The organism is Pseudonocardia sp. NPDC049635 (genome assembly GCF_040659795.1).
Lineage (GTDB): Bacteria > Actinomycetota > Actinomycetes > Mycobacteriales > Pseudonocardiaceae > Pseudonocardia.
In genome coordinates, this window is sequence record NZ_JBFAON010000006.1 from 18,036 (window position 1) to 41,549 (window position 23,514).

The 23,514-nt window shown below is 73.9% G+C and carries 27 protein-coding genes; 14 read left to right on the forward strand and 13 right to left on the reverse strand.

Annotated elements, in window-relative coordinates:
* The first annotated feature begins 22 nt into the window (after positions 1–22).
* From AB0J24_RS09660 to AB0J24_RS09675, 4 genes are all read left to right on the forward strand, one after another.
* The gene (locus AB0J24_RS09660; RefSeq protein WP_358678132.1) at positions 23–1,435 is read left to right on the forward strand and encodes a fatty acid desaturase; all 1,413 of its coding nucleotides are present in this window, start codon (positions 23–25) and stop codon (positions 1,433–1,435) included.
* Position 1,436: 1 nt separating this feature from the next.
* Positions 1,437–1,628 (forward strand): ferredoxin, encoded by a 192-nt coding sequence (locus tag AB0J24_RS09665; protein ID WP_358678135.1) that lies wholly within the window; start codon positions 1,437–1,439, stop codon positions 1,626–1,628.
* Between the two features lie 69 nt (positions 1,629–1,697).
* The gene (locus tag AB0J24_RS09670; RefSeq protein WP_358678138.1) at positions 1,698–2,918 is read left to right on the forward strand and encodes a helix-turn-helix domain-containing protein; all 1,221 of its coding nucleotides are present in this window, start codon (positions 1,698–1,700) and stop codon (positions 2,916–2,918) included.
* 28 nt (positions 2,919–2,946) lie between these two features.
* Positions 2,947–3,111 carry a hypothetical protein gene (locus AB0J24_RS09675; RefSeq protein WP_358678141.1) on the forward strand — a complete coding sequence of 55 codons (165 nt, stop codon included), beginning with the start codon at positions 2,947–2,949 and terminating at the stop codon, positions 3,109–3,111.
* On the opposite strand, the gene AB0J24_RS09680 is transcribed toward AB0J24_RS09675, so the two are convergent.
* The 6 genes from AB0J24_RS09680 to AB0J24_RS09705 form a co-directional block, all read right to left on the reverse strand.
* On the reverse strand, positions 3,080–4,195 hold the full coding sequence (locus AB0J24_RS09680) for an MSMEG_0565 family glycosyltransferase (protein WP_358678144.1): 1,116 nt from the start codon (positions 4,193–4,195) through the stop codon (positions 3,080–3,082). The genes AB0J24_RS09675 and AB0J24_RS09680 overlap by 32 nt on opposite strands.
* Positions 4,188–5,024, reverse strand: a complete 837-nt coding sequence (locus tag AB0J24_RS09685) for a carbon-nitrogen hydrolase family protein (RefSeq protein WP_358678147.1) — start codon at positions 5,022–5,024, stop codon at positions 4,188–4,190. Before AB0J24_RS09685 ends, AB0J24_RS09680 begins: the two co-directional genes overlap by 8 nt.
* A 3-nt stretch (positions 5,025–5,027) precedes the next feature.
* Positions 5,028–5,885, reverse strand: coding sequence for a carbon-nitrogen hydrolase family protein (locus tag AB0J24_RS09690; protein WP_358678150.1), 858 nt, complete (start codon positions 5,883–5,885; stop codon positions 5,028–5,030).
* Positions 5,882–7,348: an MSMEG_0567/sll0787 family protein gene (locus AB0J24_RS09695; protein ID WP_358678153.1), complete on the reverse strand. Its 1,467-nt coding sequence runs from the start codon at positions 7,346–7,348 to the stop codon at positions 5,882–5,884. Before AB0J24_RS09695 ends, AB0J24_RS09690 begins: the two co-directional genes overlap by 4 nt.
* Before the next feature lie 3 nt (positions 7,349–7,351).
* Complete coding sequence (locus AB0J24_RS09700) at positions 7,352–8,506, reverse strand: MSMEG_0568 family radical SAM protein (protein WP_358678156.1); 1,155 nt, start codon at positions 8,504–8,506, stop codon at positions 7,352–7,354.
* A 129-nt stretch (positions 8,507–8,635) separates the two neighbouring features.
* Positions 8,636–9,154, reverse strand: a complete 519-nt coding sequence (locus AB0J24_RS09705; RefSeq protein ID WP_358678159.1) for an MSMEG_0572/Sll0783 family nitrogen starvation response protein — start codon at positions 9,152–9,154, stop codon at positions 8,636–8,638.
* A gap of 277 nt (positions 9,155–9,431) precedes the next feature.
* Between AB0J24_RS09705 and AB0J24_RS09710 the strand changes: the two genes are divergently transcribed.
* The 5 genes from AB0J24_RS09710 (at position 9,432) to AB0J24_RS09730 (ending at position 13,137) form a co-directional block, all read left to right on the forward strand.
* On the forward strand, positions 9,432–10,766 hold the full coding sequence (locus AB0J24_RS09710; RefSeq protein ID WP_358678162.1) for an MSMEG_0569 family flavin-dependent oxidoreductase: 1,335 nt from the start codon (positions 9,432–9,434) through the stop codon (positions 10,764–10,766).
* Entirely contained in the window at positions 10,767–11,444 is a 678-nt protein-coding gene (locus AB0J24_RS09715) for an SH3-like domain-containing protein (RefSeq protein ID WP_358678165.1), read from the forward strand. It abuts the gene before it with no gap.
* Complete coding sequence (gene nthA, locus AB0J24_RS09720; protein WP_358678168.1) at positions 11,441–12,040, forward strand: nitrile hydratase subunit alpha; 600 nt, start codon at positions 11,441–11,443, stop codon at positions 12,038–12,040. Before AB0J24_RS09715 ends, nthA begins: the two co-directional genes overlap by 4 nt.
* Positions 12,037–12,414 carry a nitrile hydratase accessory protein gene (locus AB0J24_RS09725; RefSeq protein WP_358678171.1) on the forward strand — a complete coding sequence of 126 codons (378 nt, stop codon included), beginning with the start codon at positions 12,037–12,039 and terminating at the stop codon, positions 12,412–12,414. Before nthA ends, AB0J24_RS09725 begins: the two co-directional genes overlap by 4 nt.
* A gap of 129 nt (positions 12,415–12,543) precedes the next feature.
* Positions 12,544–13,137, forward strand: coding sequence for a hypothetical protein (locus tag AB0J24_RS09730; RefSeq protein WP_358678174.1), 594 nt, complete (start codon positions 12,544–12,546; stop codon positions 13,135–13,137).
* A gap of 47 nt (positions 13,138–13,184) precedes the next feature.
* Here the strand turns inward: AB0J24_RS09730 and AB0J24_RS09735 are convergent, their stop codons facing one another.
* The 3 genes from AB0J24_RS09735 to AB0J24_RS09745 all read right to left on the reverse strand — a co-directional run bounded on the left by AB0J24_RS09735 (position 13,185) and on the right by AB0J24_RS09745 (position 14,522).
* Positions 13,185–13,706: a PaaI family thioesterase gene (locus AB0J24_RS09735; protein ID WP_358678177.1), complete on the reverse strand. Its 522-nt coding sequence runs from the start codon at positions 13,704–13,706 to the stop codon at positions 13,185–13,187.
* On the reverse strand, positions 13,703–14,176 hold the full coding sequence (locus tag AB0J24_RS09740) for a helix-turn-helix domain-containing protein (RefSeq protein ID WP_358678180.1): 474 nt from the start codon (positions 14,174–14,176) through the stop codon (positions 13,703–13,705). The genes AB0J24_RS09735 and AB0J24_RS09740 overlap by 4 nt, the downstream gene beginning before the upstream one ends.
* A 76-nt stretch (positions 14,177–14,252) precedes the next feature.
* Positions 14,253–14,522: a DUF6343 family protein gene (locus AB0J24_RS09745; protein WP_358678183.1), complete on the reverse strand. Its 270-nt coding sequence runs from the start codon at positions 14,520–14,522 to the stop codon at positions 14,253–14,255.
* Between the two features lie 153 nt (positions 14,523–14,675).
* Between AB0J24_RS09745 and AB0J24_RS09750 the strand changes: the two genes are divergently transcribed.
* The gene (locus tag AB0J24_RS09750; RefSeq protein WP_358678186.1) at positions 14,676–15,254 is read left to right on the forward strand and encodes a type 1 glutamine amidotransferase domain-containing protein; all 579 of its coding nucleotides are present in this window, start codon (positions 14,676–14,678) and stop codon (positions 15,252–15,254) included.
* 271 nt (positions 15,255–15,525) lie between these two features.
* On the opposite strand, the gene AB0J24_RS09755 is transcribed toward AB0J24_RS09750, so the two are convergent.
* Positions 15,526–15,882, reverse strand: a complete 357-nt coding sequence (locus tag AB0J24_RS09755; protein ID WP_358678189.1) for a TraR/DksA C4-type zinc finger protein — start codon at positions 15,880–15,882, stop codon at positions 15,526–15,528.
* A gap of 262 nt (positions 15,883–16,144) precedes the next feature.
* On the opposite strand from AB0J24_RS09755, the gene AB0J24_RS09760 reads away from it, so the two are divergent.
* Positions 16,145–16,942, forward strand: a complete 798-nt coding sequence (locus AB0J24_RS09760) for an SDR family oxidoreductase (RefSeq protein WP_358678752.1) — start codon at positions 16,145–16,147, stop codon at positions 16,940–16,942.
* Positions 16,943–16,948: 6 nt separating this feature from the next.
* On the opposite strand, the gene AB0J24_RS09765 is transcribed toward AB0J24_RS09760, so the two are convergent.
* Positions 16,949–17,770, reverse strand: coding sequence for a sigma-70 family RNA polymerase sigma factor (locus AB0J24_RS09765; RefSeq protein ID WP_358678192.1), 822 nt, complete (start codon positions 17,768–17,770; stop codon positions 16,949–16,951).
* A gap of 298 nt (positions 17,771–18,068) precedes the next feature.
* On the opposite strand from AB0J24_RS09765, the gene AB0J24_RS09770 reads away from it, so the two are divergent.
* Both AB0J24_RS09770 and AB0J24_RS09775 read left to right on the forward strand, forming a co-directional pair.
* Entirely contained in the window at positions 18,069–18,944 is an 876-nt protein-coding gene (locus AB0J24_RS09770; protein WP_358678195.1) for an SDR family NAD(P)-dependent oxidoreductase, read from the forward strand.
* A gap of 274 nt (positions 18,945–19,218) precedes the next feature.
* A complete protein-coding gene (locus AB0J24_RS09775; protein ID WP_358678198.1) occupies positions 19,219–20,307 on the forward strand; it encodes a TerC family protein in 1,089 nt (362 codons plus the stop codon).
* On the opposite strand, the gene mgtE is transcribed toward AB0J24_RS09775, so the two are convergent.
* Positions 20,271–21,596: a magnesium transporter gene (gene mgtE, locus AB0J24_RS09780; RefSeq protein WP_358678201.1), complete on the reverse strand. Its 1,326-nt coding sequence runs from the start codon at positions 21,594–21,596 to the stop codon at positions 20,271–20,273. The two genes, AB0J24_RS09775 and mgtE, sit on opposite strands and share 37 nt — an antisense overlap.
* A 131-nt stretch (positions 21,597–21,727) precedes the next feature.
* Between mgtE and AB0J24_RS09785 the strand changes: the two genes are divergently transcribed.
* Entirely contained in the window at positions 21,728–22,135 is a 408-nt protein-coding gene (locus tag AB0J24_RS09785; RefSeq protein ID WP_358678204.1) for a DUF3040 domain-containing protein, read from the forward strand.
* Between the two features lie 12 nt (positions 22,136–22,147).
* Here AB0J24_RS09785 and AB0J24_RS09790 read toward each other — a convergent pair whose 3' ends face one another.
* Positions 22,148–23,494: an NtaA/DmoA family FMN-dependent monooxygenase gene (locus AB0J24_RS09790; protein ID WP_358678206.1), complete on the reverse strand. Its 1,347-nt coding sequence runs from the start codon at positions 23,492–23,494 to the stop codon at positions 22,148–22,150.
* Between the last annotated feature and the right edge of the window lie 20 nt (positions 23,495–23,514).

The following is a 23,514-nucleotide window of genomic DNA, read 5'->3' on the forward strand; positions in this document are numbered from 1 at the left end:
GCCGACGCGAGGGAGAGCAGCCGTGAAGACCTACCCGCTGGCAGAACCGGTGGACGGGAGCGACACCTGGCAGGACGGCAAGCGCTACGCCTGGCTGCTGGGCCTGGTCGTCCCCGTCCTGCCGTTCCTCGCGATCGGGCTGCACCAGCTCACCGGGCTGTCGGTGATGCTCTGGCTCGGCCCGGTCGTCGTCCTGGTGATCGTCCCGGTGATCGACCTGTTCGCGGGGAAGGACCCGACGAACCCGCCGGACGAGATCATGGCCGAGCTGGAGGAGGACCGGTACTACCGCTGGGTCACCTACGCCTACCTGCCGATCCAGTACGCGGGCCTGTTCACCGGCATCTGGTACATCGCCTCGGCCGGGGCGCCGACCATCGGCAACATCGGGCTGGCGATCACCCTGGGCACGGTCTCCGGGGTGGCGATCAACACCGCGCACGAGCTGGGCCACAAGCGCGAGGACGTCGAGCGCTGGGCGGCGAAGGTCGCGCTCGCGCCGTGCTTCTACGGCCACTTCTACGTCGAGCACAACCGCGGCCACCACGTGCGGGTCTCCACCCCGGAGGACCCGGCCTCGGCCCGGATGGGCGAGAGCTTCTACCGGTTCTGGCCGCGCACCGTGCTCGGTTCGCTGGCCAGCGCCTGGCGGCTGGAGCGCAAGCGCTACGCCCGCCGCGACCGGCACCCGTTCCGGATGGGGAACGACGTGCTCAACGCCTGGCTGATGTCGCTGGTGCTGTGGGGTGCGCTGATCGCGCTGTTCGGCTGGGGTGTGCTGCCCTACCTGCTGATCCAGGCGGTGTTCGGGCTGACCCTGCTGGAGCTGGTCAACTACATGGAGCACTACGGGATGCTGCGCCAGAAGGTCGGTCCGCCGGACCGCCGCCGCTACGAGCGGGTCACCCCGGCACACTCCTGGAACTCCAACAACGTCGCGACCAACGTGCTGCTCTACCACCTGCAGCGGCACTCCGACCACCACGCGAACCCGACCCGCCGCTTCCAGACGCTGCGCGACTTCCCGGAGGCCCCGGTGCTGCCCACCGGATACACCGGGATGATGCTGGCCGCGGTCGTGCCGCCGGTGTTCCGCCGGGTGATGGACCCGCTGGTGCTCGCGCACTACGACGGTGACCTGCGGCTGGCGAACCTGCACCCGGCGAAGCGGGAGAAGCTGCTCGCCGCGTACCCGCCGCCCGCCGACGAGATCGAGCAGGAGCGGGCGGACGCCGCCCGGCGCACACAGCTCGACGGCGTCACCGCCGCCCGCTGCCCCGGTTGCGGCTACACCTACGAGGTCGCCGCGGGCAACGAGGCGGAGGGGTTCCCGGCGGGCACCGCCTGGTCGGAGATCCCCGACGACTGGACCTGCCCCGACTGCGGGGTCCGGGACAAGGTCGACTTCGTCGCGCTGGACCGGGAGGGGGTCTGAGATGCGGATCGTCGCCGACATCGGCTCCTGCGAGGGCTACGGGATGTGCGAGGCCATGGCCGACGACTACTTCGAGATCGGGGCCGACGACGTCGTCGTGGTGCACGACGAGCACCCGCCGGAGGCCGACCGCGAGCACGTGCACGCCGCGGTGGCCGCCTGCCCGGCCCGGGCGCTGCGCCTGCAGGACTGACCGTCCGACCTGCGACACCGACGACGGCGCCCGCCGACCGGCGGGCGCCGCCGCGCTACGGTGCCGCCCGTGACACCGGTCACCGACACCCTCGCCCGGCTCGCGGACACCGTCCGGGACGACGTCGGCGTGCTCGCCGCGCACGTCCTCGCCGAGATCGACGCCGGTCTGCCCGACCTGGGCCGGGACCCGCGCTCGCGGGAGCTGCTCGTCGGCACGATCGAGGGCTCCCTGGAGGGGGCGCTCGCGGTGCTCGCCGGCGGTGGCGACCCGGACGACGCCCCGGTCCCGCCTGCCGCCACCGAGTTCGCCCGCCGGCTGGCCCAGCAGGGCGTGCCGGTCACCGTGGTGCTGCGCGCCTACCGGCTCGGGCAGGCCGCGTTCCAGCGGGTGCTGATCTCCCGGGTCGAGGCCGCCGGTCTCGGTGCCGCCGACGTCGCGGCCGCCGTCGGGGAACTGTCGACGGTGGCGTTCGGTTACGTCGACCGGATCTCCGAGGCGATGGTCGCGGTGCACGAGGCCGAACGCGACGGCTGGGTGCGGCGTCGGGACACCGCCCGCCTGGCCATGGTCGACGCGGTGCTCGCCGGGCGGGGCGGGGCGGCGGCGGAGGTGGAGCGCGTCCTCGGGCATCCGGTCACCGGCGAGCACCTCGCGGCGGTCTTCTGGTCGGACGCGGCCGATCCGGGCCGGACGCTGGAGCGGGCGGTCGTGGTCGTCGGCGATGCGCTCGGGTGCGGGCGGGCCCCCCTGGTGGTCGCCCCCGACGGGGCGACCCTGTGGGCGTGGTACCCGGGAGCGCCGGACCCCACCGCCGTCGCCGCCCCGGACCTGGGCGAGGTGTTCGTCGCGCTCGGCACCCCGGAGCACGGTCTCGACGGGTTCCGCCGCTCGCACCGCAGGGCCCGGCAGGCGCAGGCCGTCGCGACGGCCGCCGCGCCCGCGGACCGCCGTCCGGTGACCACCGCCGCCGCGCTCGGGCCGCTGGTGCTGCTCGGCGGTGACGTCGAGCTGCTCGCGTCGTGGGTGCAGGAGGTGCTGGGCGATCTCGCGCTCGACGACGAGGCGCACGAACGGCTCCGTGACACCGTCGACGCCTACCTGCGCTCGGGCGGGAGCCTCGCCGGTGCCGCCACGGAGCTGCACCTGCACCGCAACTCCGTGCAGTACCGGTTGCGGCGGGCCGAGGAGGTGCGGGGCCTGCCGCTCACCCAGGGGCGGGTGGACGTGGAGGTGGCGCTGCTGGCCTGCCGGATGCTCGGGCGGGTGGTGCTGCGGGGACCCGGATAGGGCGCCGACCGGCGTACCGTTGTCCGGTATGTGGAAGATCGTCGGAGCCCTCATCGCCGTCTACCTGGTCTTCGCCGTGCTCGGCGTGATCATCGAAGGACTGGTGTGGCTGACCGTGCTCGCCGGGATCGCCTTCCTCGGGACGCTGGCCTACGGCGCGATCACGGGCCGCTCGAACAAGCAGATCCGGTAGCGGCGAACTCCCGGTACAGCCGGACGTGCCCCTCGGCCGCTGCCGACCACGAGTGCCGGGCGGCCAGCTCCCGGCCGGCCCGCTCGCGGACCGGGTCCGGTCGGGAGACCGCCGCGGTGAGCTCGGCCGCGAAACCGGCGGGATCGGTGGCGAACCGGGCGGCCGGGCCGAACACCTCGCGCAGTACCGGCAGGTCGCGGGCCACCAGCGGCACCCCGGCGGCGAGCGCCTCCATCGCGGCGAGGCCGAAGCCCTCCTTGACCGACGGGAACGCGAACGCGGCGGCGCCCGCCACCAGGCCGGGCAGGTCGTCGTCGGCGACCGGGCCGAGGATCTCCGGCGTGACACCCAGCTCGTCCGCCCTGGCCAGCACCGACGCCCGGTAGTCGCGGTAGTCGAACAGCGTCTCGCCGCCGCCGACGACCAGCCGGAGCCGGGGCACCAGGGCCATCGCCTCGACCAGGTCGGCGGTGCCCTTGCGCGGCTCGATCCCGCCGACCGAGAGCACGTAGCGGCCGAGCCGCTCCCGCCACGGGGTGCCGTCGGCGCCGGCGAAGCGGGCCGCGTCGACACCGTTGCCGATCACCGTGGCGTCCCGGCCCCAACCGGCCCGGACCTCAGCGGCGACCGCCCGGGACACGCACACCAGCGCGGCCGGGGAGGCGATCGCGCGCTCGTGGCAGGCGACGAGCTCGGGGGTGCTGAAGTCGTCGACGTGGTGCACGGTCCGCAGCAGCGACCGGTAGCCGAACGCGCGACCCTCGGCGTTGGCGGACAGGCAGTCCTGCGCGTGCCGGATCTCGGTGCCGGGAGCACGCGAGAGCGCCTCGGCGAGGAGGTCGATCGAGCGGAGGATGCGGGCGCCGACCGTCTCGCCGTCGAGATCGGGCACCGGGACGAGGTGTACCCGCACCCGGGGGTCGACCGGCCGGAAGAAGCCGGTGTCGCCGCCGCGGGCGAGCGAGTACACCGCGACGTCGTGCCCGGCACAGGCCAGCGCCTCGGCCAGCGCCAGGGTGTGCACGACCCCGCCGCGCGGCTTCGTCGAGTACGTCGAGAGCCGGATCCGCAGCCGGTCAGCCACGGTAGAGGTCCGGCCGACGTTCCTTGAGGTGGTGCAGCACCGCCCTGGCCGCACCGATCATGCCCTCCGGGTCGACGTCGGCGACCGCCAGACCGCCCTTCGACCAGGTCCTGGCCAGGATCTCCCCGCCCGGCCCGACCACCTTCGCCCGGCCGAGGAAGTGCAGCGAGCCGTTGCGCCCGCTCTGGTTCGCCGACAACAGCAGCACCTGGTTCTCCGCGGCCCGCGCCTGGTCGTAGAGGTCGAACAACCGGGCCTGCCGGTCCTGCGCCATCCGCGGGGCGCGGTTGGTCAGCGACGTCGGCCACGCGGACAGGCAGGCGATCAGCTCGGCGCCGTCCAGGGCCAGCGAGCGGGCCGACTCCGGGAACGTCTTGTCGTGGTCGATCAGCATGCCCATCCGGCCCGCCGGGGTGTCGAACGCCGTGAAGCCGTCACCGGGGGTGAACAGCGCGGCGACGCCCGCCGGATGGTGCACCTTGCGGTGCCGGCCGAGCACGCCGTCGCCGGTCAGGCAGACGGCTGCGTTGTAGCGCTCGCCGTCCGGGCCGGCCTCGCAGAACCCGAGGCACACGACCATGTCCCCGGCCAGCTCCACGACCGCGCCCACCTCAGGGCCGTCCGGGTCGAGCGCGGGCGGCAGTGCGGTGCCGTCGGCCCGGGCCGGGTCGGGGACGCGCAGGTCGTCCAGGTAGCCACCGAGCGCCCCGTCGGGCAGCGCCAGCACCGAGACCCCCGCCTCCCGGGCATGCGCGATGATCACCCCGATCCGTTCGAGATCGAACGCGACGTCCCGGGTGAAGTTCGCGGCGGCCGCGGCGACCCGCACCGCTCACACCCCCGCGGCGACGGGCCGGGGGCCGTAGGCGTCCGGCCGGCGGTCGCGCAGGTGACTCATGTAGCGGCGGGCGGCGTCGACGGCCGCGTCGACGTCGACCGAGGCGACGGCCAGCCCGGCCTCCGGGCCGGTCGTGGCGAGGATCTCGCCACCCGGGTCGACGACCTTCGCCGCGCCGACGAGCTGCATGTCACCGAACGTACCGGCCTGGTTCGCCGAGACCCAGACGATCTGGTTCTCCAGTGCGCGGGCCCGGTCGTGCAGGTCGAACCGGCGCGCCCAGCGGTCCTCGGCGAGCACCGGCGCCCGGTCGGTGCGCGACGCCGGCCAGGCCGACATGCACACGACGATGCGGGCACCGTCCACGGCGAGCGCCCGGGCCGCCTCCGGGAACGCCTTGTCGTAGCAGATCATCATGCCGATCCGGCCGACCGGTGTGTCGAACGCCGCGAACCGGTCACCGGCTGCGTACGAGGCGTTCTCGTTCAGCGGCTGGTGCACCTTGCGGTGCCTGCCCAGCACGCCGTCGCCGGTGACGGCGACGCAGCTGTTGTACGGCAGCCCGCCGGACCCGGTGTCCCCGGCCTCGCAGTACCCGGCGGTGACGACCATGTCCCCGGCGAGCGCGGCGAGCCGCCGGATCTCCGGCCCGTCCGGGTCGAGCCGGGGCGGGCCGTCGGTGGCCTCGCCGTGCAGCGACGACAGGTACCCGCCGAGCGCGGCCTCCGGCAGGGCGAGTAGCTGCGCGCCCCGCGACCGTGCCTCGGCGACGGCGGCGGCGACCCGGGCGAAGTCCTCCTCCAGGTCGCGCACGAAGCCCTGGGCGGCGGCGGCGAACGTCGTCGCGGTCACCGGGCCACCCCCGCCTGCCCCATCCCGGTGACCGGGCCGGGTGCGGCCTCGGTCAGCTCACCGTCCGGCCAGCGCAACCGGACCCCGGTGCCGTCGACCAGCTCACCGCACACGGCGGACACGGCCGGGCCGGCCTGCGGCGCGGGGGCGCCCGGGGCGTCCGCGGTGAGCAGGCCGAACCCGGGGAAGCAGGTGAACCAGTCACCGACGCTCGCGTCGTCCGGGCGGGGAACGGCGGCGACGTCGAGCACCGCACCGGTGCCGGAAGCCTCGGCGAGCATGCCGAGGGTGCCGGCGATGCCGGCCATCGAGACGTCCTTCGCCGCGGCCGGGCGGTGCGCCGCGGCGGGGCCGATCGCCCCGACCATCGCGGACAGCTCGGCCCGGGACCGGGTCGTCGTGGAGTCCCACTGCCGGCCGCCGTAGCCGGGGCGCCAGCCGCCGCCGAGATCGGTGGTCAACCGGATCCGGTGCCCGGGGCGTCCGCCGCCGCCGGGGACCGGGTGCGCGGTGCGGCCGAGCGCGGTCAGTGACAGTGCGGCCGGCACGTCGAGCTGGGTGTGCCCGCCGAGCAGCGGGACGCCGTAGGCGTCGGCGGCGGCCCGCACCCCGGAGAGCACCCGGTGCGCGAACGAGGCGTCCCGGGCGCCGAGCGCGTCGAGCAGCCCGATCGGGGCGGCGCCCATCGCGGCGAGATCGTTGACGTTGACCAGCACACCGGCCCAGCCCGCCCACTCCGGGTCGCGCTCGACCATCGCCGGGACGATCGCGTCACAGCAGGCGACCAGGTCGGAGCCGGGCACCGGGGCGCCGTCGTCGCCGATGAACCCGTTCGGGCCGAGCGGGCCGAGCAGCGCCCCGAGCGGGGCCTTGGTGGCGGTCGCGAGCGCCCGGACCCGGGTGATCGGCCAGCGCATCCGCAGGTGTGCGACGCCGGCGATCTCGGTGTGCCGCACCTGCTCCCAGCCGAGGCGGGTGAACAGGGCGGCGTTGCGGACCTGCACGTCGGCGTCGAACCGCAGGGCGCCTGCGGTCTCGGCGCGGGCGCAGGCGGCGCGGACGAGCGCGGCGCCCACCCGGACCCCGGCGCGGCTCCGCGCGCCCGGTGCGACGACCAGCCGGCTACCGGTCCACCAGCCGACGTCCGGGCTGTCCGGGACGGCCGGCCCGAGCCGGACGCCGCCGAGCAGCCGGCCGGCGCCGTCGTGGGCGAGCAGGACGACGGTCCGCGGATCGGCGTCGTGGTCGTCGAGATCGGCGGTGACCGAGTCGGCGAACAACCCCTGCTCGCGGCAGAACACCGCGCGGCGCAGCTGCCGGTACGCGGCGAGGAGCCGGTCGTCGCCGTCGGTGGCGCGCGCCTCGGTGACGTGCAGGTCGGGGGCGCCGGCCCGGCTCGCCGGGCGACCGCCGAGCAGCTCGTCGGCGACCCAGCGCGAGGTGCGGGTGAGGTGGGTGTCCATGGTTCAGCCCCCCGCCGCGGACAGCGCGCTGCACGCCCCGCAGGCGGCGCAGCCGGCGGCCTGGTCGGAACCGCGCATCCCGCAGCGCTGCAGCTCGGCGGCGACCCGGGCGGTGACCTCGGCGAGCAGCGCCGGATCGGGGCCGGGCACCCCGTCGTCGAACGCGAGGGTGCCGGGGATGGGACGGTAGGGGACGACGAACGGGTACACCCCTCTGGAGACCAGGCCGGCCGCACCGGCGACCAGCTCGTCCGGGTCCTCGCCGAGCCCGACGATCAGATAGGTGGAGACGGCGTTCGGGCCGAACACCCGTACCGCCTCGTCCCAGGCGAGCCGGTACTGCGACAGCGGGACCGTGGCCTTGCCGGGCATCCAGCGGCGCCGCACGTCGTCGTCGAGGGACTCGACGTGGATCCCGATCGCGTCCGCCCCGGCCTCGTGCAGGGCTGTGATCACGCCGAGATCGTCGGGGGCGGGTGGCTCGCACTGCACCTGCACCGGGAGCGCGGGCACCACCGCCTTGATGGCGCGCACGCAGCGCACCAGGTGCCGGGCGCCGCGGTCGCGACCGTTGGAGGTGCCGGTGGTGAGCACCATCTGCCGGACACCGTCGAGCCGGACGGCGGCCTCGGCGACCTCGGCGAGCTGCTCGGGGGTCTTGACAGCGGTGGTGGCGCCGGAGCGCAGCGACTGCTCGATGGCGCAGAACCGGCAGCGGTCGGCCTCGCCGTAGCGCACGCAGGTCTGGACGACGGTGGAAGCGAGCACGTCGTTGCCGTGCAGCCGGGCGATCTGCTCGTAGGAGACGCCGTCGGCGGTCCGCAGGTCGTAGAACGCGGGCCGGTCGACGGTCTCGACGGCGACGCCCATGTCGGTGACGCCGCCTCCGGGATCACTGCGGACGAGCCTGCCCCCGCGCAGCCGGAAGGGCGAGTCCGCGACGATCGGGGCGGTGGTCCGCACGCCGTCGAGGAGCACGTGCCCGTCGGCCGACGGGCCGGCGCCGGCCGGCCTGCGCAGCGGGATCGACGACCCGAGGTCGGTGGCTCCCGGACGTGCGGCGGGTGCCGGGCCGGGATCGATCGCGATCCCGCGGACGGCCAGCTCGGCGCGGGCCCGCAGGCCGAGATCGGTGTCGTGGGACGACGGTGCAGACATGTCGTGGCACGACGGTGCAGTCGTGTCGTGGGACGACGGTGCGGACATGCGGCGGACCTCCAGGGGCGGGCGGTGTGCACTCGGGAGCGGTTGTCGCGGCCCGTCGGCCGCGACAACCGCCCGCGATCCTCAGAGCTGGTAGGTCGAGTTGATGATCGCGCCCTTGCGGGCGTAGTAGATGAGCGCGTCCTGGACGTCGAGCGGGTGGGTCGGAATGACCCCCTCGATGAGGTCCTCCTCGCGGGCGCCGTGCAACGAGAGCCCGAACCGGCAGCAGTAGACCTTGCCGCCCTCGGCGAGGAACGTCTTCAGCTGGTCGTTGATGTTGTGCTCGCCGGGGAACGCGGACGTGCCGGTGGTCGGGAAACCGCGGGTCGCCAGGCAGTTCAGCGAACCCGGCCCGTAGAAGTACATGGCGGACTCGAATCCCTTGCGCAGTGCGCGGGTCGCCTGCAGCACGGCCACGAAGCTCACCGACGACTCGTGTGCGATGCCGTGCACCAGGGTGAAGTAGGTCTCGCCGTCCTCGGCCTGCAGGTCGGGGAAGACCTTGGTGCTGCCGTAGATGCTGGAGCCCTCGGGCAGCGAGGGGTGCGGGATCTCCTCGAGGCTCTTCTTCTCGACGTCGGACAGCTCGGCGCTGGTCATGTTCTCGGCTCCTCGATGATGTGACGGGTCTTCCGTACGTGTCGCGGGATCGCCGGGAGAAGGGATTCCGGTTCCGGCGCCGACAACGACACCAGTGTCGCGTTTCGGAAATGTTGTCGGCGGACTACGTCGGCAATTCCGGATCGGGGACGTGTGACGGTCGCGTTGCGTAACAACAGGAAATATCGCGGTAGTCCGGCCGACACGATTCGGCAACGGAACGGGCCGACCGTGGTGTCCCCTGCAGTAATGCGACGACGTGAGCGAGGGAGTGCCGATGACCGCGGTGGTGCACAGGGACGCGCGACCGGCGCCGCCGTCCGATCTGGACGGTGAGCACCGGCCGGTCGTGATCGTCGGCGGCGGTCAGGCCGGGTTGGCGATGAGCCGCTGCCTGGGCGTGCGCGGCATCGACCATCTCGTGCTGGAGCGCGACGTCGTCGCCTCGTCCTGGAAACGGCACCGCTGGGACACGTTCTGCCTGGTCACCCCGAACTGGCAGTGTGACCTGCCGGACTTCCCGTACACCGGCGACGACCCGCACGGGTTCATGGTGCGCGAGGAGATCATCGGCTATCTGGAGGCGTACCGGGAGTTCGTCGACCCACCGCTGCGCGAGGGCGTCACGGTCACCCGGCTGACCCGCGACGAGCGCGGCACCTTCACCCTGGAGACCACCGCCGGGACCTGTACCGCCGACCAGGTCGTCGTCGCCACCGGCGGCTATCACACGCCGGTCGTCCCGTCGCTGACCGAGCCGCTGCCGCCGGGCATCACCCAGGTGCAGTCCCAGGACTACCGCAGCGGGGCGCAGCTGCCGCCCGGTGAGGTGCTCGTCGTCGGATCGGGGCAGTCCGGCGCGCAGATCGCCGAGGACCTGCACCTGGAGGGCAGGGTGGTGCACCTGGCGGTCGGTGGCGCACCGCGGGTCGCGCGCTTCTACCGGGGCCGGGACGTGACCGACTGGCTCGACGAGATGGGCTACTACCGGATGCCGGTCACCGAGCATCCGCGTCGGGAGGCCGTCCGGGCCCAGGCGAACCACTACGTCACCGGCCGCGACGGTGGCCGCGACATCGACCTGCGCCGGTTCGCCGTCGAGGGCATGCGGCTGTACGGCTCGCTGTCCGATCACGCCGGTGGCACGCTGCGCTTCCGGCCGGACCTGGCGGCCGCGCTCGACCACGCCGACGAGGTCTGCGAGTCCATCAAGGACACGATCGACGCCTACATCAGGCGGAACGGCATCGACGCGCCGCCGGGGGAGCGCTACACCCCGGTCTGGAGCCCGGAGCAGGAGATCACCGAGCTCGCGCTGGACGGCAGCGGGATCACCTCGGTGATCTGGTGCGTCGGGTTCCGGCAGGACTTCGGATGGGTCGACGTGCCGGTGTTCACCGGCCGCGGGGCGCCCGTGCACACCCGCGGCGTCACCTCCGTGCCCGGCCTGTTCTTCCTCGGGCTGCCCTGGCAGTGGACGTGGGGTTCGGGCCGGTTCTCCGGCGTCGGACGGGACGCCGCCTACCTCGCCGAGCGGATCAGCTCACAGCGCGGACTGGTCACCACCGGCGGCCGCGGGGACGTCTGCAACGTCCTGGCGCTGGGGTCCTGAGTGGATCCGTCCGATCTCGGCGGCAGGCCCGGCCTCGGGCCGGTGGTGCCGCCGTCGCGGGTGGAACCGGAGCCGCCGTTCACCCGGCCCTGGGAGGGCCGGGCGTTCGCGCTGACCGTGCTCACGATGGGCCGGGTCTCCGGGCGCAATCTCGACGCGTTCCGGTACGCGTTGTCCCGGCTGGACCGGGCGTCCTACTTCGACGACGGTTACTACGGTCGCTGGCTCCACGCCGCCGAGCTGATGCTCACCGACTCGGGGGTGCTCGCCCCCGGGGCGGTGGACGCGCGGGCCCGCCGACGCCGCGGCGAGGACGTCACCGAGCCCCCGGTGCCGGAGCCGGCGCGGCCGGACTACACGCCCACCGCCCCCGGGTCGCTGCGCACGCTGGACCGGCCGCCCCGGTTCGGCCCCGGCCACCCGGTCCGGGTGCTGACCCGGCGGCCCTGCGGCGGCACCGGGCCGTTCAAGGTGCCCGGCTACCTGCGCGGCCGGGCCGGGACCGTCGTCGCTGTACGGCCGCCGCACGTGCTCCCGGACACGCACGCCGTGTTCGCCGGGGAGCACCCGCAGTACGTGCACACCGTCGGGTTCACCTCCGCCGAGCTGTGGGGGCCCGGTGCGGAGGAGGCCACCGTGCACGCCGACCTGTTCGAGATCCACCTGGAGCCGCGATGACCGACGACCGGATCCCGCCCTCGCTGCGGGCCGAGGCCCTCGAGGAGCTGCTCGTCGAGCGCGGGCTGGTCGAACCGGCCGTGATGGACGGGTTCGTCCGGACCTACGAGAACGACGTCGGTCCGCTCAACGGCGCCCGCGTCGTCGCCCGCGCCTGGACCGACCCGGAGTACCGGGCGTGGCTGCTGCGTGAGGGCACCGCGGCCATCGCCTCGCTCGGGTTCACCGGGCCGCAGGGCGAGCACATGGTGGTGCTGGAACAGACCGGGCAGGTGCACCACGTGGTGGTCTGCACGCTGTGCTCCTGCTACCCCTGGCCGGTGCTCGGCCTGCCGCCGAGCTGGTACAAGGATCCGGCCTACCGGGCCCGGGTGGTCCGCGAGCCGCGCACGGTGCTCGCCGAGATGGGGCTCGACGTCCCCGCCGAGCGCCGGATCGAGGTGTGGGACTCGTCGGCGGAGGTCCGGTACCTGACGCTGCCGCGGCGCCCGGCGGGCACCGCGGACATGACCGAGGACGAGCTGGCGGCGCTGGTCACCCGGGACGCCATGGTCGGGGTCGCCGAAGTCGGCCCGGTCGGCCCGGTCGCATCGTGACCGGCCGGGACGGCCGCATCGGGAGCGCCGGGACCGGGACCGCACCGGACATCAGCGGTCCGGCCGCGCCGCCGAGGACCAACGGCGAGCTGGTGTTCGCCGAGCCGTGGGAGGGCCGTGCCTTCGGGATGGCGGTGACGCTCGCCGAGAGCGGGCTGATCAGCTGGGACGGCTTCCGCGACCGGCTGGTGGCCCGGATCGCCGAGGACCCGCGGTGGCCCTACTATGCGAGCTGGCTGGCCGCGCTGGAGGACGTGCTCGTCGGTGCCGGGCGGATCGGCACCGACGACGTCCGCGCCCGCGCGACCCGGCTCGCGGACCGCCCGGCCGGTCACGATCACGGTCAGGGGCACGGCGTCCGGCATGCTCCTTAGCCGGTGCGACGCAGGGTGGCACGGTCTCACCCCCGACCGGGTGCACGAATCACCCCTGCGGTGTCACCGCCAGGTAACCGTTTGCCTTCCGTGCCGCCGGAGGCCCTGGGAGCGATTAACGTGCAGGCCATGGGTGGAACCGGGTCGCTGGTCCTGAGGACCGTGGCCTGGTGCACGGGTGTGCTGCTGGCCGGTGCCGGGCTGCTCGTCGCGCTCGCCGTCGGTGTCGGTGCGCTGGTCGGTCCGGAGGAGGCGCGCTCGGACGACGACCCGGACACCGCGTTGCAGGAGTTCACCCGGCTCGCCGCGGACGATCCCGCTGCGGCACTGCGCGCGTGCACCCCCGCACGTGGCACCGACTTCGACGCCCTCGCCGCTGCGCTGACGCCGGGAGCCGTCCCGGGGGAGCACCGTTTCGCCGTGACCGAGGAACCGCTGCTGTTCCTGTCCGCCCCGGTGGACGGTGAGGGCCTCGTCGAGCGCGACGGCGACCGGGCCGTGTGGGTCTACGGCGGGCAGGGATTCGCCGCCGTCACCGACGACGCCCGCAGCCTCTCGCCGGACCTGCCCGGTCCGGGGCTCTACGGGGTGGACGCCGAGACGCCCGGGGTGGTCCGGGTCGCCACCTGCGTCGAGGCGGCCCTGCGGGCCGAGGCCCGCGGGGTGGCGACGGAGCAGGGGCCCGCCCTGCCGGTCGGCGGCGTCGGCACGGACGGTCGCTGAGCCGCCGAGCTGTAGAGCCGCTGAGCCGCCGTCGGGTCGCTGCCCGGTCAGCGCCCGGGCAGGATCATGCCGCTCGACGTGGCTTCGCCCAGCAGCTTCCCCCCGGCATCGGTCAGCTCGGCCCTGGCGAGCGCCGTGCGCCGCCCTGCGTGCACGACGTGCCCGGTGCAGGTCACGGTTCCGGTGTCGACGGTGATCCGGCGCAGGAAGCGCACCGACAGGTCGAGGCTGGTGTAACCGGTCCCGGCGGGCAGCGTGGAGTGCACCGCGCAGCCGCACGCCGAGTCGAGCAGGGTGGCGTAGACGCCGCCGTGCACCGAGCCGATCGGGTTGTATTGGTGCTCGGCGGGCTCGAACTCGAAGACCACCCGGCCCGGTTCGGCGGACACCGGCCGGAACCCGACCAGGCTTCCGATCGGGGCGCCGGGCAGCCGGCCGTCGGCGATGCGGCGCAGGAACTCCAGGCCGTCGAGCTCGGTGGCGGCGGCGGCCGGCGTCGCCGGGTCGGCCCACTCGTGTTCGCGCCGCCGGGTGGGGCTCGCGGCGGTGTCGGCGGCCTCGGTGGTCATGGTTCCTCCGGATCGGGTGCGGGGGAGCCCGGCGTGGCGCCGGGACCGGGTTCGAGCAGCACGCGATCGTCCGCGCCGAGCCGGTGGCCGTCGGCGCAGACGCCGACCAGCCTCACCGCGGCACCGCAGCCGGCGTGCGTGCGCACCACCGGCGGCCCCTCCGGGCCGGCGAGGTGGCGGTCACCGAAGTCCATCATCGCGGCGAGCACGACGCCGAGATCCCGGCCGCGCCGGGTCAGGTGGTACTCCGGGCGGGCCCGCGAACCGGGCTCGCGGTACTCCGACCGCTCGACGATCCCGGCACCGACCAGTGTGGACAACCGCCGGCTGAGCACGGTGCGGGCGACGCCGAGGCTGCGGGCCAGGTCGTCGAACCGGTGGATGCCGCGGCCCAGGTCCCGCACGACCAGCACCATCCACGGATCGGACAGCAGCGCCACCGTGCGCGCCACCGAGCAGGCCTGGCTCATCCCGGCTCCTGGGTATCTACGAGCTACTCAGATCGGACAGTAGCCCCCGTCGCGCCGCCGGAGAAGAGGACGGGATTCAGCCCGGCTCGCCGCGGCCCTTGCGGTAGCCGATCCAGAGCAGGTCCAGCAGGGCGATCACCGCGACCACCGCGAGCACGACGCCGAACCAGCGGAGGCCGGCGGCCACCGCCAGCACGGTGCCGCCCGCGGACACGACGAGACCGAAGCCCGCGAGCAGCGCCCGCAGCGTGAGCGCGCTGCGCGCCGGGGGTGCGCCGCCGATCCCGGCCGTCGGGTCGTGGTGGTCGGGCAGTCCGCGGCGGTAGCGCGTCCGGTCGTCGGTCATCGATGGCCCCCTCCCTCGTGACTGACGACCCGGGTACCCGCGACGGCGCCGTCCACACCCGGGTGGACCGGACCGGCATCGGGTGATTGACCCGTCCCGCAACGGGAAGCCGGGGAGTGCGCACACCACGACGCGAACGAGGAGGAACCCATCGTGACGAACGAACTCGACGGCCGGACGGTCGCGATCCTGGCCACCGACGGCGTGGAGCTGGTCGAGCTCGTGCAGCCCCGCGACGAGCTGCGCCGGGCCGGGGCGCGGGTGGACCTGGTGTCGCTGTCCACCGACCCGATCCGATCGATGAACGGCGACATCGAGCCCGCCGACATGGTCGAGGTCGACCGGGCGGTCGCGGACGTGTCCGCCGACGACTACGACGCGCTGGTGCTGCCGGGCGGCACGATCAACCCGGACAACCTGCGCGCCGACCCGGACGCGGTCGCGTTCGTGCAGGCGTTCTTCACCGCCGGCAAGCCGGTCGGTGCGATCTGCCACGGCCCGTGGACGCTCATCGAGGCCGACGTGGTCCGCGGTCGCACGCTCACCTCGTACCCGAGCATCCGCACCGACCTGCGCAACGCCGGGGCCACCGTCGTCGACGAGGAGGTCGTCTGCGACGAGGGCCTGGTCACCAGCCGCAACCCCGGTGACCTGGACGCGTTCTGCGCGAAGCTGGTCGAGGAGTTCGCGGAGGGCCGCCACCCGGTGCACCCGGCGGGTGCGACCGCCTGAGCCCGGCGCACCGGAACGGGCCCGGAACCCGGCCGGGTTCCGGGCCCGCCGCCGTACCGGGACCTGAGTCTCAGGGCTGTGCCCAGTGCCCGAGTCCCCGGGGCTGCGCCGTCCCGGGCTGTGTCCGAGGGGCCCGGGTCCCCGGGCTGTGTCCGGGGGCCCGAGTCCCCGGGCTGTGTCGCCCCGGGCTGCCAACGTCGTCCACGGGCCGCCCGGCCTTCGACCGGGCGGCTCAGCCTTGACCGGGCCGCTCAGCCCTTGACCGGGCCGCTCAGCCCTCGACCGGGCCGGGCAGGCCGCGGCCGTCGTCGGGGTGCTCGCGGCACCGGTCGGTCTCCGGCCGGACCTCGAGACGTTCGTCGTCGATCCCGGCGCCGCAGACCGTGCACCGGCCGTACTCGCCGCGGTCCAGTCGCTCCAGCGCCGCACGGACCTGCCTACGGCGGTTGTCCCGCGTGCCGAGCGCCAGATCGTGGTCCATCGAGCCGGTCGCGCGGGCGCCGGCGTCGCCGAAGTCCATGCCCTCGGCGCTGCGGTCCGCGCCGGGCGCCGGTCGTTCGGTCGTGACGTCGGCGTCCAGGCGGTCCAGCTCGTCCTGCAGCAGGGCCCGTGCCCGCTCCGGCTCCATCGGATCTCCTCTCGGTGGTGCGTCCGGCCGTCCGGCCGGGGTCTCCCGGAGGGCTACCCGGGGCCCGGCCCGGCACACCCCCGGAGGGCCTCCGCGCCCGTTTGCGGCACCCGGCCACGGGTATCCGCGGCCGGGGCCGATACGAGCCCCGGACGCGCCCCGCGACGCGTGGGCGCGATCCCGACCGCCGAAGCGATGGAGGCAGCCCGTGTCCGACAGCCCACCCGCCCAGCAGCAGAGCCCGCCCGGGGACACCGGTGCGATGAAGCCGGGACCCCGCGACGAGATGCGCGGCTACCGCGGCCGCGATCTGCTCGACGGCACGGTCGCGCTGGTGACCGGCGGGGACTCCGGGATCGGCCGCGCGGTGGGTGTCGCGTTCGCCAAGGAGGGCGCCGACGTCGCGCTCGCCTACCTGTCCGAGGACGACGACGCCGAACACACCGCCGCGCTGGTCCGCGCCGAGGGCCGGCGCTGTCTGCTGCTTCCCGGCGACCTCGGCGACGCGGCGCACTGCGCGGAGATCGTGCGACGGACCGTGGACGAGCTGGGGCGGCTGGACACCCTCGTCAACAACGTCGCCACCCAGCAGCCCTACGACTCACTGACCGACATCACCGAGGAGCAGTGGCTGCGCACCTTCGAGGTGAACGTGCACAGCTTCTTCCGGGTCACCGCCGCGGCGCTGGAGCACCTGCCCGACGGCGGCGCGATCATCAACACCGGGTCGGTGAACGGGTTGCGCGGCAACAAGTCGCTCATCGACTACTCCGCGACGAAGGGAGCTGTGCAGTCGCTGACCTACTCGCTGGCGCAGTCGCTGGCCGAACGCCGGATCCGGGTCAACTGCGTCGCGCCGGGGCCGGTGTGGACGCCGCTGATCCCGGCGACGATGCCGCCGGAGAAGGTCGAGGGATTCGGCGAGCAGACCCCGATGGGGCGTCCCGCCGACCCGGACGAGATCGCCCCGTCGTACGTGTTCTTCGCTGCCCCGGCGCTGTCCTCCTACTACACCGGTGAGGTGCTGGCTCCGGTCGGCGGCGAGACCATGCCGGGCTGAGCGCGGTCAGTCCTGCTCGGCCAGGCCCTCGCGCAGCCGGGCGAGGGTCCGGCTCAGCAACCGGGACACGTGCATCTGCGAGATGCCCATCTCGGTGGCGATCGAGGACTGGGTGCGGTCGCCGTAGAACCGCATCATCAGGATCGTCCGCTCCCGTTCGGGCAGCTCGCGGATCAGCGCGTTCATCTCCCCGCGGTGCGCGGCGAGATCCAGATCGGGATCGTCGTCACCCATCTGCTCGCCGAGCGGGATGCCGTCGCCGGACTCCGCGCCGTCGCCGGCCGGGGCGTCGAGCGAGCGGGCCCGGTGTGAGTCGAGCGCGCCGAGCGCGTCCACGATCTGGTCCACCCCGACGTTCAGCTCCCGGGCCAGCTCGGACGGGCGCGGCGCCCGGCCGAGCTCCTGGCCCAGGGTGTCGGCGGTGCGCTGCACTGTGACGGCGAGTTCCTTCAGGTCGCGTGGCACCCGTACCGACCACGAGTGGTCGCGCAGGTAGCGCTTCATCTCGCCGCGGACACTGGGCACGAAGAAGCCGAGCGGGCCGCCGCTGGCCGATGCCGGGTCGTACCGGTCGACCGCCTTGACCAGGCCGAGCATTCCGGCCTGCTCGACGTCCTCGATGCCGCGGCCGCCGGGGGCGAATCGCCGGGACAGGTTGCGGACCAGCGGCTGGAGCTCCCGGATCACGTAGTCGCGCAGATCGCGCCGGGTGGACGATCCCTCGGGCGCCTCGGCGAGCTGTTCCAGGTGGGGGATCAGATGGTCGTATCCGGTGCGGCCCTCGCGGGCGGTCGACTGGGTCGGACTCGGTCTCGTTGCAGTGCGCATCTGGGTCCCTCGCGTTCGCCGATGGCTGGTGCGGGGTCACCGCTGCGTGGTTGAACGGATCACCGAAATCGGTCGCCGCTCGACCTCCAGGACGGAAGCGGCTGATCGTGCGACCGGAGACCGAACCGTAACCGGAACCGGACGGTCGGAGCAACGGCCGGCGCCCGCGAGCGGTCCCCCCCGATGCGTCGAACGCGGTGCGCACCGAGCCGCAGGCGCTCTGCGGATGATCTCGGTCACCGGCCGGGGAAGATCGTTCTCAGTGGCCCCACAGCGGGCCCGATCTACCGTCCCCGGCATGCCGACAGCACTGATCACCGGTGCGAGCCGCGGTCTGGGCGAGGCCTACGCCCGCGAGCTCGCCGAACGCGGGTACTCGGTCGTGCTCGTCGCCCGCGACGCCGACCGGCTCGCCGCAGCGGCCGAGCGGATAGGCCGGGCGACCGGCGCCATCGTCGACACGATCGTGGCCGACCTGGCCGAGCCGGCCGGGCAGGCCGCCGTCGAGCGACGACTCGCCGATCCGCATCTGCCGGTGCGGGTGCTGGTACTGGCCGTCCGGCGTGCATCGGCCGTTCCGGCCGCCGGGGCCGATCCGCACGAGACCGCTGTGCGACGCCTGGTCCGCGCGGCGGCCGGGCGCCCGAGGGATCCGGGGCGCACCGGGATCCTGCTGGTCGGCCACGACGGGGCGGGGCCGCCGCTGATACCGGGCGTCCCGGTGACGACGGTCGACCTCCGGTCGGGACGGTTCGATCCACGGACAGTCGTCCGGCATTCGCTGGCCGACCTGGCCCGGGGCCGGACGCTCTCCGTGCCCGGCCGGGCCGGCCGGTTGCTGGCCGGCTGCCGGGAGGCCCGGCGTGCGGTGACGAGGCTGGCCTCCCGGATCCGGCGCGGGCGAGCCGCCGGGCCGGTCGGCGGTGTGGTGCGGGAGCACGCCCGGCCCTCGCCGGTGCCGACGCCGTTCCGGGACGCGCCGCCGACGGTCCGTTCACCGTCCGCCGGTGCGCCGGCCGCCCTGCCCGAGCTGCCGGCGCGGCCCGCGCTCGCACCGGTGGGTCGCCCGGCGCGTCGCGGACCGGCGTCCCCGGCCGGACGCGTGCCGGCGTCCCCTCGCCCCACCCGGCACATCGTGCGGGAGCCGGCGCCGGCCCGGCTCCCCACCGGCTGAGTCCGTCCGTGCTCATCACTCGTCCGGGTGAACGGATCGGTCGCCCCGTCGACCGTTGACCTGCGCGAACCGTACGACGGTGACCAACGTCGCGCAGGGGCCGCCTGTCCGGGACCGGACCGTGTGCCCTACCGTTCGGGGAGAAGGGGAGTACTCCCGAACACGGCGTCGCCGTCACCACGGAACCAGGACGAGCTGGATCCCGGTGGCGCCGGTCCGCGATCTGCGGGCGGAGGAGACCTTCAGCGCCCCGATCTGCGCTGGAGGTCCTGTAGTGAACGTTCCCCTCTGGGTATGGCTGGCCACATGTGCGTTCGTGGTCGGCATGCTGGTGTTCGACTTCGTCGGGCACGTCCGCACACCCCACGAACCGACGTTGCGCGAGTCCGCCGTCTGGTCGGCCGGCTACGTCGCGATCGCCCTGCTGTTCGGCGTCGGCGTCGGCGTGTTCTCCGGCTGGCAGTACGGCGGCGAGTACATGGCCGGCTGGATGACCGAGAAGGCGCTGTCGGTCGACAACCTCTTCGTCTTCCTGCTGATCATGACGGCGTTCTCGGTGCCGCGGATCCACCAGCAGAAGGTGCTGCTCATCGGCATCGCGATCGCGATCGTCATGCGCGGCGCCTTCATCGCCGTCGGCGCGGTGATCATCGAGCGCTTCGCCGCCGTCTTCTACATCTTCGCGATCATCCTGTTCTGGCTGGCCTATTCGCAGATCAAGGAGGCGCTGTCGACCGACGAGGGTGACCACGGTGACGCCGCCGACAGCAGGCTGATCCGGATGGTCCGCCGGGTGCTGCCGACCTCGACCGAGTACGACGGCGCGAAGCTGACCACGAAGATCGACGGCAAGCGGCTGCTCACCCCGATGGCGCTGGTCATCGTGGCGATCGGCCTCACCGACCTGCTGTTCGCCTTCGACTCGATCCCGGCGATCTTCGGCCTGACCCAGGAGCCGTACCTGGTCTTCACCGCGAACGCGTTCGCGCTGCTCGGCCTGCGCCAGCTGTACTTCCTGATCGGCGGCCTGCTGGAGCGCCTGATCTTCCTCGCGCACGGTCTGTCGGTGATCCTGGCCTTCATCGGCGTGAAGCTCACCCTGCACGCGCTGCACGAGAACAACGTGCCGTTCATCAACGGCGGGCAGCCGGTGCCGGTGCCCGAGGTGCCGATCTGGCTCTCGCTGCTGTTCATCTCGGGCACGATCGCGGTCGCCGCGATCGCCAGCCTGGTCGTGTCGCGGCGGCGCGCCGCCGCAGCGGGGGGTGACGCGCCGACCGAGCCGCGGACGGATGCGGGCTCCGGGGACGGGGCCGACGAGTTCGCTCAGACCCCGAGCAGCAAGCGGGCGACCGAGAAGTAGATCAGCAGGCCGGTGGCGTCGACCAGCGTGGTGACCATCGGCGCCGACACCACGGCCGGGTCGATCCCCAGCCTGCGGGCGAGCAACGGCATGGTCGCCCCGACCGTCGCCGCCCAGCCGCAGATCGCCACCAGGGTCACCGCGACCACTGTGGCGACCTGCACACCCACCAGGGCCGAGGCGACCACCAGTCCGAGCCCGCCGAGCAGGGTGCCGAGCAGCAGACCCACCCGCAGCTCCCGCCAGACGACGGCGGGCAGGTCGGCGAACCGCACCTCACCGACCGCGATCGCACGCACCGCCGCCGACGCGGCCTGGGCGCCCGCGTTGCCGCCGGTCCCGACCAGCAGCGGGATGAACAGGGCCAGCGCGGTGACCTGCGCCAGGGACTCCTCGAAGATCTGCAGCACGTTCACGGTGAGCACGGCGGCGAGCAGGAGCACCGCGAGCCACACCGCTCGGGTACGGGCCAGCCGGGTGACCTTGACGTACATGTAGTGCCCGGACCACGGGGTCGCGCCGGACTGGCGGGCGGCGTCCTCGGTGTCGGCGGCCTCCAGGATCTCGACGGCGTCGTCGATCGTCAGCAGGCCGAGCAGGCGGTCCTCGGAGTCGACCACGAGCAGCGCCAGCAGGTTCGCCTCACCCATCAGGCGGGCCGCGGTCTCGCCGTCGTCGGTGGCCCGCACCCGTGGGGCGTCCCGGTCGACGAGATCGGCGACGACGGTGTCCGGCCGGGCCAGCACCAGATCGCGCAGCGAGACCGTGCCCAGCACCCGTCGTCCGGCGTCGGTGACCGGCAGCGTGTAGACGGTCTCGGCGTGGGCGCCCTTGCGGCGCACCACGGCGAGTGCCTCGGTGACCGAGCTGTGCACCGGCACCGCGACCGTCTCCGGGGTCATCATCCGGCCGACCGAACCGTCCGGGTAACCGAGCAGCGCCGCGGTCATCGCGCGCTCGGCGGGGGAGAGGCCGGCGAGCACCCGGGTCGCGACCTTCGCCGGGGCCTCGCCGAGCATCCGGGCGCGGTCGTCCGGGTCCATCTCCTCGACCAGCGCGACGACCGCGTCGTCGCGCAGCCCGGCGAGCAGCTCCTGCTGGTCGACCGGTTCGAGCTCCTCGAACACCTCGAGCGCACGGTCCTTGTCCAGCAGGCGGAACGCCCATCCGGCGTCCACCGGATCCAGCCGGGCGAGCCCGTCGGCCACCTCGTGCGCGGGCCGGCCGTCCAACAGGTCGAGCACTCCGTCCGGGTCGTGCCGGTGTACGAGGTCGTGCAGCCGCTCCATGGCCGCCGATCCTGCCGTCCGGCCGAACGGGCGCGGCGCACGGGAGGGCGGAACTTTGTCCGTTTCGCTAGGATGAACGGGGTCCACCGGGAAAGCTCGGATCGTCGGCAGCTCGGCACCGAGGAGGAACCATGCCAGCGACACCGCCACCCCTGCCGCCACCGCCGCCGTCGGACCCCGCCGGTGCGGCACCGGATCCCGAGCCGCGCCCCGCCGCGTCGCCGCTCAACCGTGACGAGCAGCGCTGCCTGGCCGACCTGGAGAGCGAGCTGCGCCGCTCCGACCCCGATCTGGACTCGGAGATGTCGTCGCTGGCACGCGATGAGCAGTTCTCCCTCGACCGCGTCCTGCAGGCCGTCGCGATCACCGTGATCGTGCTGGTCCTGGTGCCGACCGACTGGCTCGCCGGGATCCTGTCGTTCGGCCTGCTGCTGGGCATCCCGTTCGCGATGGCGATGATCGCTGCCCGGACGAAGCCGCAGAGCGTGCAGGGCGAGAGCGGCGAGCACCGCCACGACGGCGACGACCGCCGCTTCTGAGCGCCCCGGGCGTTACCGGCGGGCGTCGGGTGCCGCGGTCGCGGCCGCCGTCGGGTCGGTGGTCGTCGCGATCTCCGGCAGGCCGAGGTGCTCGCGCAGGGTGGCGCCGGTGTACTCGGTGCGGAACGAGCCTCGCTCCTGCAGCAGCGGCACCACGCGGTCGGCGAACTCGTCGAGCCCGCCGGGGGTGACGTGCGGGACGAGCACGTAGCCGTCGGCGGCGTCGGTCTGCACGGCGTCGTCGATCGCGGCGGCGACGGTCGCCGGGCTGCCGACGAAGGTGTGCCGCCCGGCCACCTCGATCACGGTTTCGCGCAGCGAGAGCTGCTTCTCCGCGGCGATCGCCCGCCACTCGTCGGCGACGGCCTTGGGGTCGCGGTACTGGCGCACGCTGGCGCGTCCCTGTGAGACCAGTTCGCCCTCGACCGGGTCGAACTCGGGGAGCGGGCCGTCGGGGTCGCGGCCGGACAGGTCGGTGTTCCACAGCTGCTCGGCGAACACGATCGCGGTCTGCGGGCTGACCTGCTGGTGGCGGATCATCTCGGCGCGCTCGGCCGCCTCGGCGTCGGTGTCGGCGAGCACGAACGTCGCTGCCGGCATGATCTTCAGGTCGTCCCACCCGCGGCCGTAGCGGGCCAGCCTGCCCTTCACGTCGGCCAGGAACGCCCGCCCCGCGACCGGTTCCGAGTGTCGGGAGAAGATCGCGTCGGCGGACGCGGCGGCGAACTCCCGACCCTCCTCGGAGTCACCGGCCTGCAGGATCACCGGGCGCCCCTGCGGGCTGCGGGGCAGCGCGAACCGGCCGTGGATGTCGAACTGGTCGGAGGTGTAGGAGAACGTGGAACGATCGTCCGGGCCGCTCCGCGAGTCCCAGATCGCGGAGGTGGCGGCGAGCTGCTCCTTCGCCCGGGAGTAGCGCTTGTCCTTGGGCAGGAACCCGCCGCGCCGGAAGTTCTCGCCGGTGAAGGCGTCCCACGAGGTGACGACGTTCCACGCCGCGCGGCCGCCGGAGAGGTGGTCCAGCGAGGCGAACTGGCGGGCGACCTCGTAGGGCTCGGTGAACGTGGAGTTGATCGTGCCGGCCAGCCCCAGCCGGTCGGTGACGGCGGCCAGTGCGTGCAGCACGGTGAAGGTGTCCGGGCGGCCCATCACGTCGAGGTCGTAGATCTCGCCCCGGTGCTCGCGCAGCCGCAGGCCCTCGGCGAGGAACAGGAAGTCGAACTTCGCGCGCTCCGCGGTCCGGGCGAAGTGCGCGAAGGACCCGAACTCGATGTGGCTGCCCGACGCCGGGTCGCTCCACACCGTCGTGTTGTTGACGCCGGGGAAGTGCGCGGCGAGATGGATCTGCTTGCCCGGCATGAGCTGGCCTCCTGGGATGT

Bases quoted from the DNA above. Each gene is read 5' to 3' on its own strand.
- AB0J24_RS09695 (WP_358678153.1), bottom strand. From the start codon at position 7,348: ATGGACACCCACCTCACCCGCACCTCGCGCTGGGTCGCCGACGAGCTG.
- AB0J24_RS09745 (WP_358678183.1), bottom strand. From the start codon at position 14,522: ATGACCGACGACCGGACGCGCTACCGCCGCGGACTGCCCGACCACCAC.
- AB0J24_RS09740 (WP_358678180.1), bottom strand. From the start codon at position 14,176: ATGAGCCAGGCCTGCTCGGTGGCGCGCACGGTGGCGCTGCTGTCCGAT.
- AB0J24_RS09755 (WP_358678189.1), bottom strand. From the start codon at position 15,882: ATGGAGCCGGAGCGGGCACGGGCCCTGCTGCAGGACGAGCTGGACCGC.
- AB0J24_RS09765 (WP_358678192.1), bottom strand. From the start codon at position 17,770: ATGCGCACTGCAACGAGACCGAGTCCGACCCAGTCGACCGCCCGCGAG.
- AB0J24_RS09785 (WP_358678204.1), top strand. From the start codon at position 21,728: ATGCCAGCGACACCGCCACCCCTGCCGCCACCGCCGCCGTCGGACCCC.
- AB0J24_RS09735 (WP_358678177.1), bottom strand. From the start codon at position 13,706: ATGACCACCGAGGCCGCCGACACCGCCGCGAGCCCCACCCGGCGGCGC.
- nthA (WP_358678168.1), top strand. From the start codon at position 11,441: ATGACCGACGACCGGATCCCGCCCTCGCTGCGGGCCGAGGCCCTCGAG.
- AB0J24_RS09665 (WP_358678135.1), top strand. From the start codon at position 1,437: ATGCGGATCGTCGCCGACATCGGCTCCTGCGAGGGCTACGGGATGTGC.
- AB0J24_RS09700 (WP_358678156.1), bottom strand. From the start codon at position 8,506: ATGTCTGCACCGTCGTCCCACGACACCGATCTCGGCCTGCGGGCCCGC.
- AB0J24_RS09705 (WP_358678159.1), bottom strand. From the start codon at position 9,154: ATGACCAGCGCCGAGCTGTCCGACGTCGAGAAGAAGAGCCTCGAGGAG.
- AB0J24_RS09730 (WP_358678174.1), top strand. From the start codon at position 12,544: ATGGGTGGAACCGGGTCGCTGGTCCTGAGGACCGTGGCCTGGTGCACG.
- AB0J24_RS09675 (WP_358678141.1), top strand. From the start codon at position 2,947: ATGTGGAAGATCGTCGGAGCCCTCATCGCCGTCTACCTGGTCTTCGCC.
- AB0J24_RS09760 (WP_358678752.1), top strand. From the start codon at position 16,145: ATGAAGCCGGGACCCCGCGACGAGATGCGCGGCTACCGCGGCCGCGAT.
- AB0J24_RS09710 (WP_358678162.1), top strand. From the start codon at position 9,432: ATGACCGCGGTGGTGCACAGGGACGCGCGACCGGCGCCGCCGTCCGAT.
- mgtE (WP_358678201.1), bottom strand. From the start codon at position 21,596: ATGGAGCGGCTGCACGACCTCGTACACCGGCACGACCCGGACGGAGTG.
- AB0J24_RS09770 (WP_358678195.1), top strand. From the start codon at position 18,069: ATGCCGACAGCACTGATCACCGGTGCGAGCCGCGGTCTGGGCGAGGCC.
- AB0J24_RS09790 (WP_358678206.1), bottom strand. From the start codon at position 23,494: ATGCCGGGCAAGCAGATCCATCTCGCCGCGCACTTCCCCGGCGTCAAC.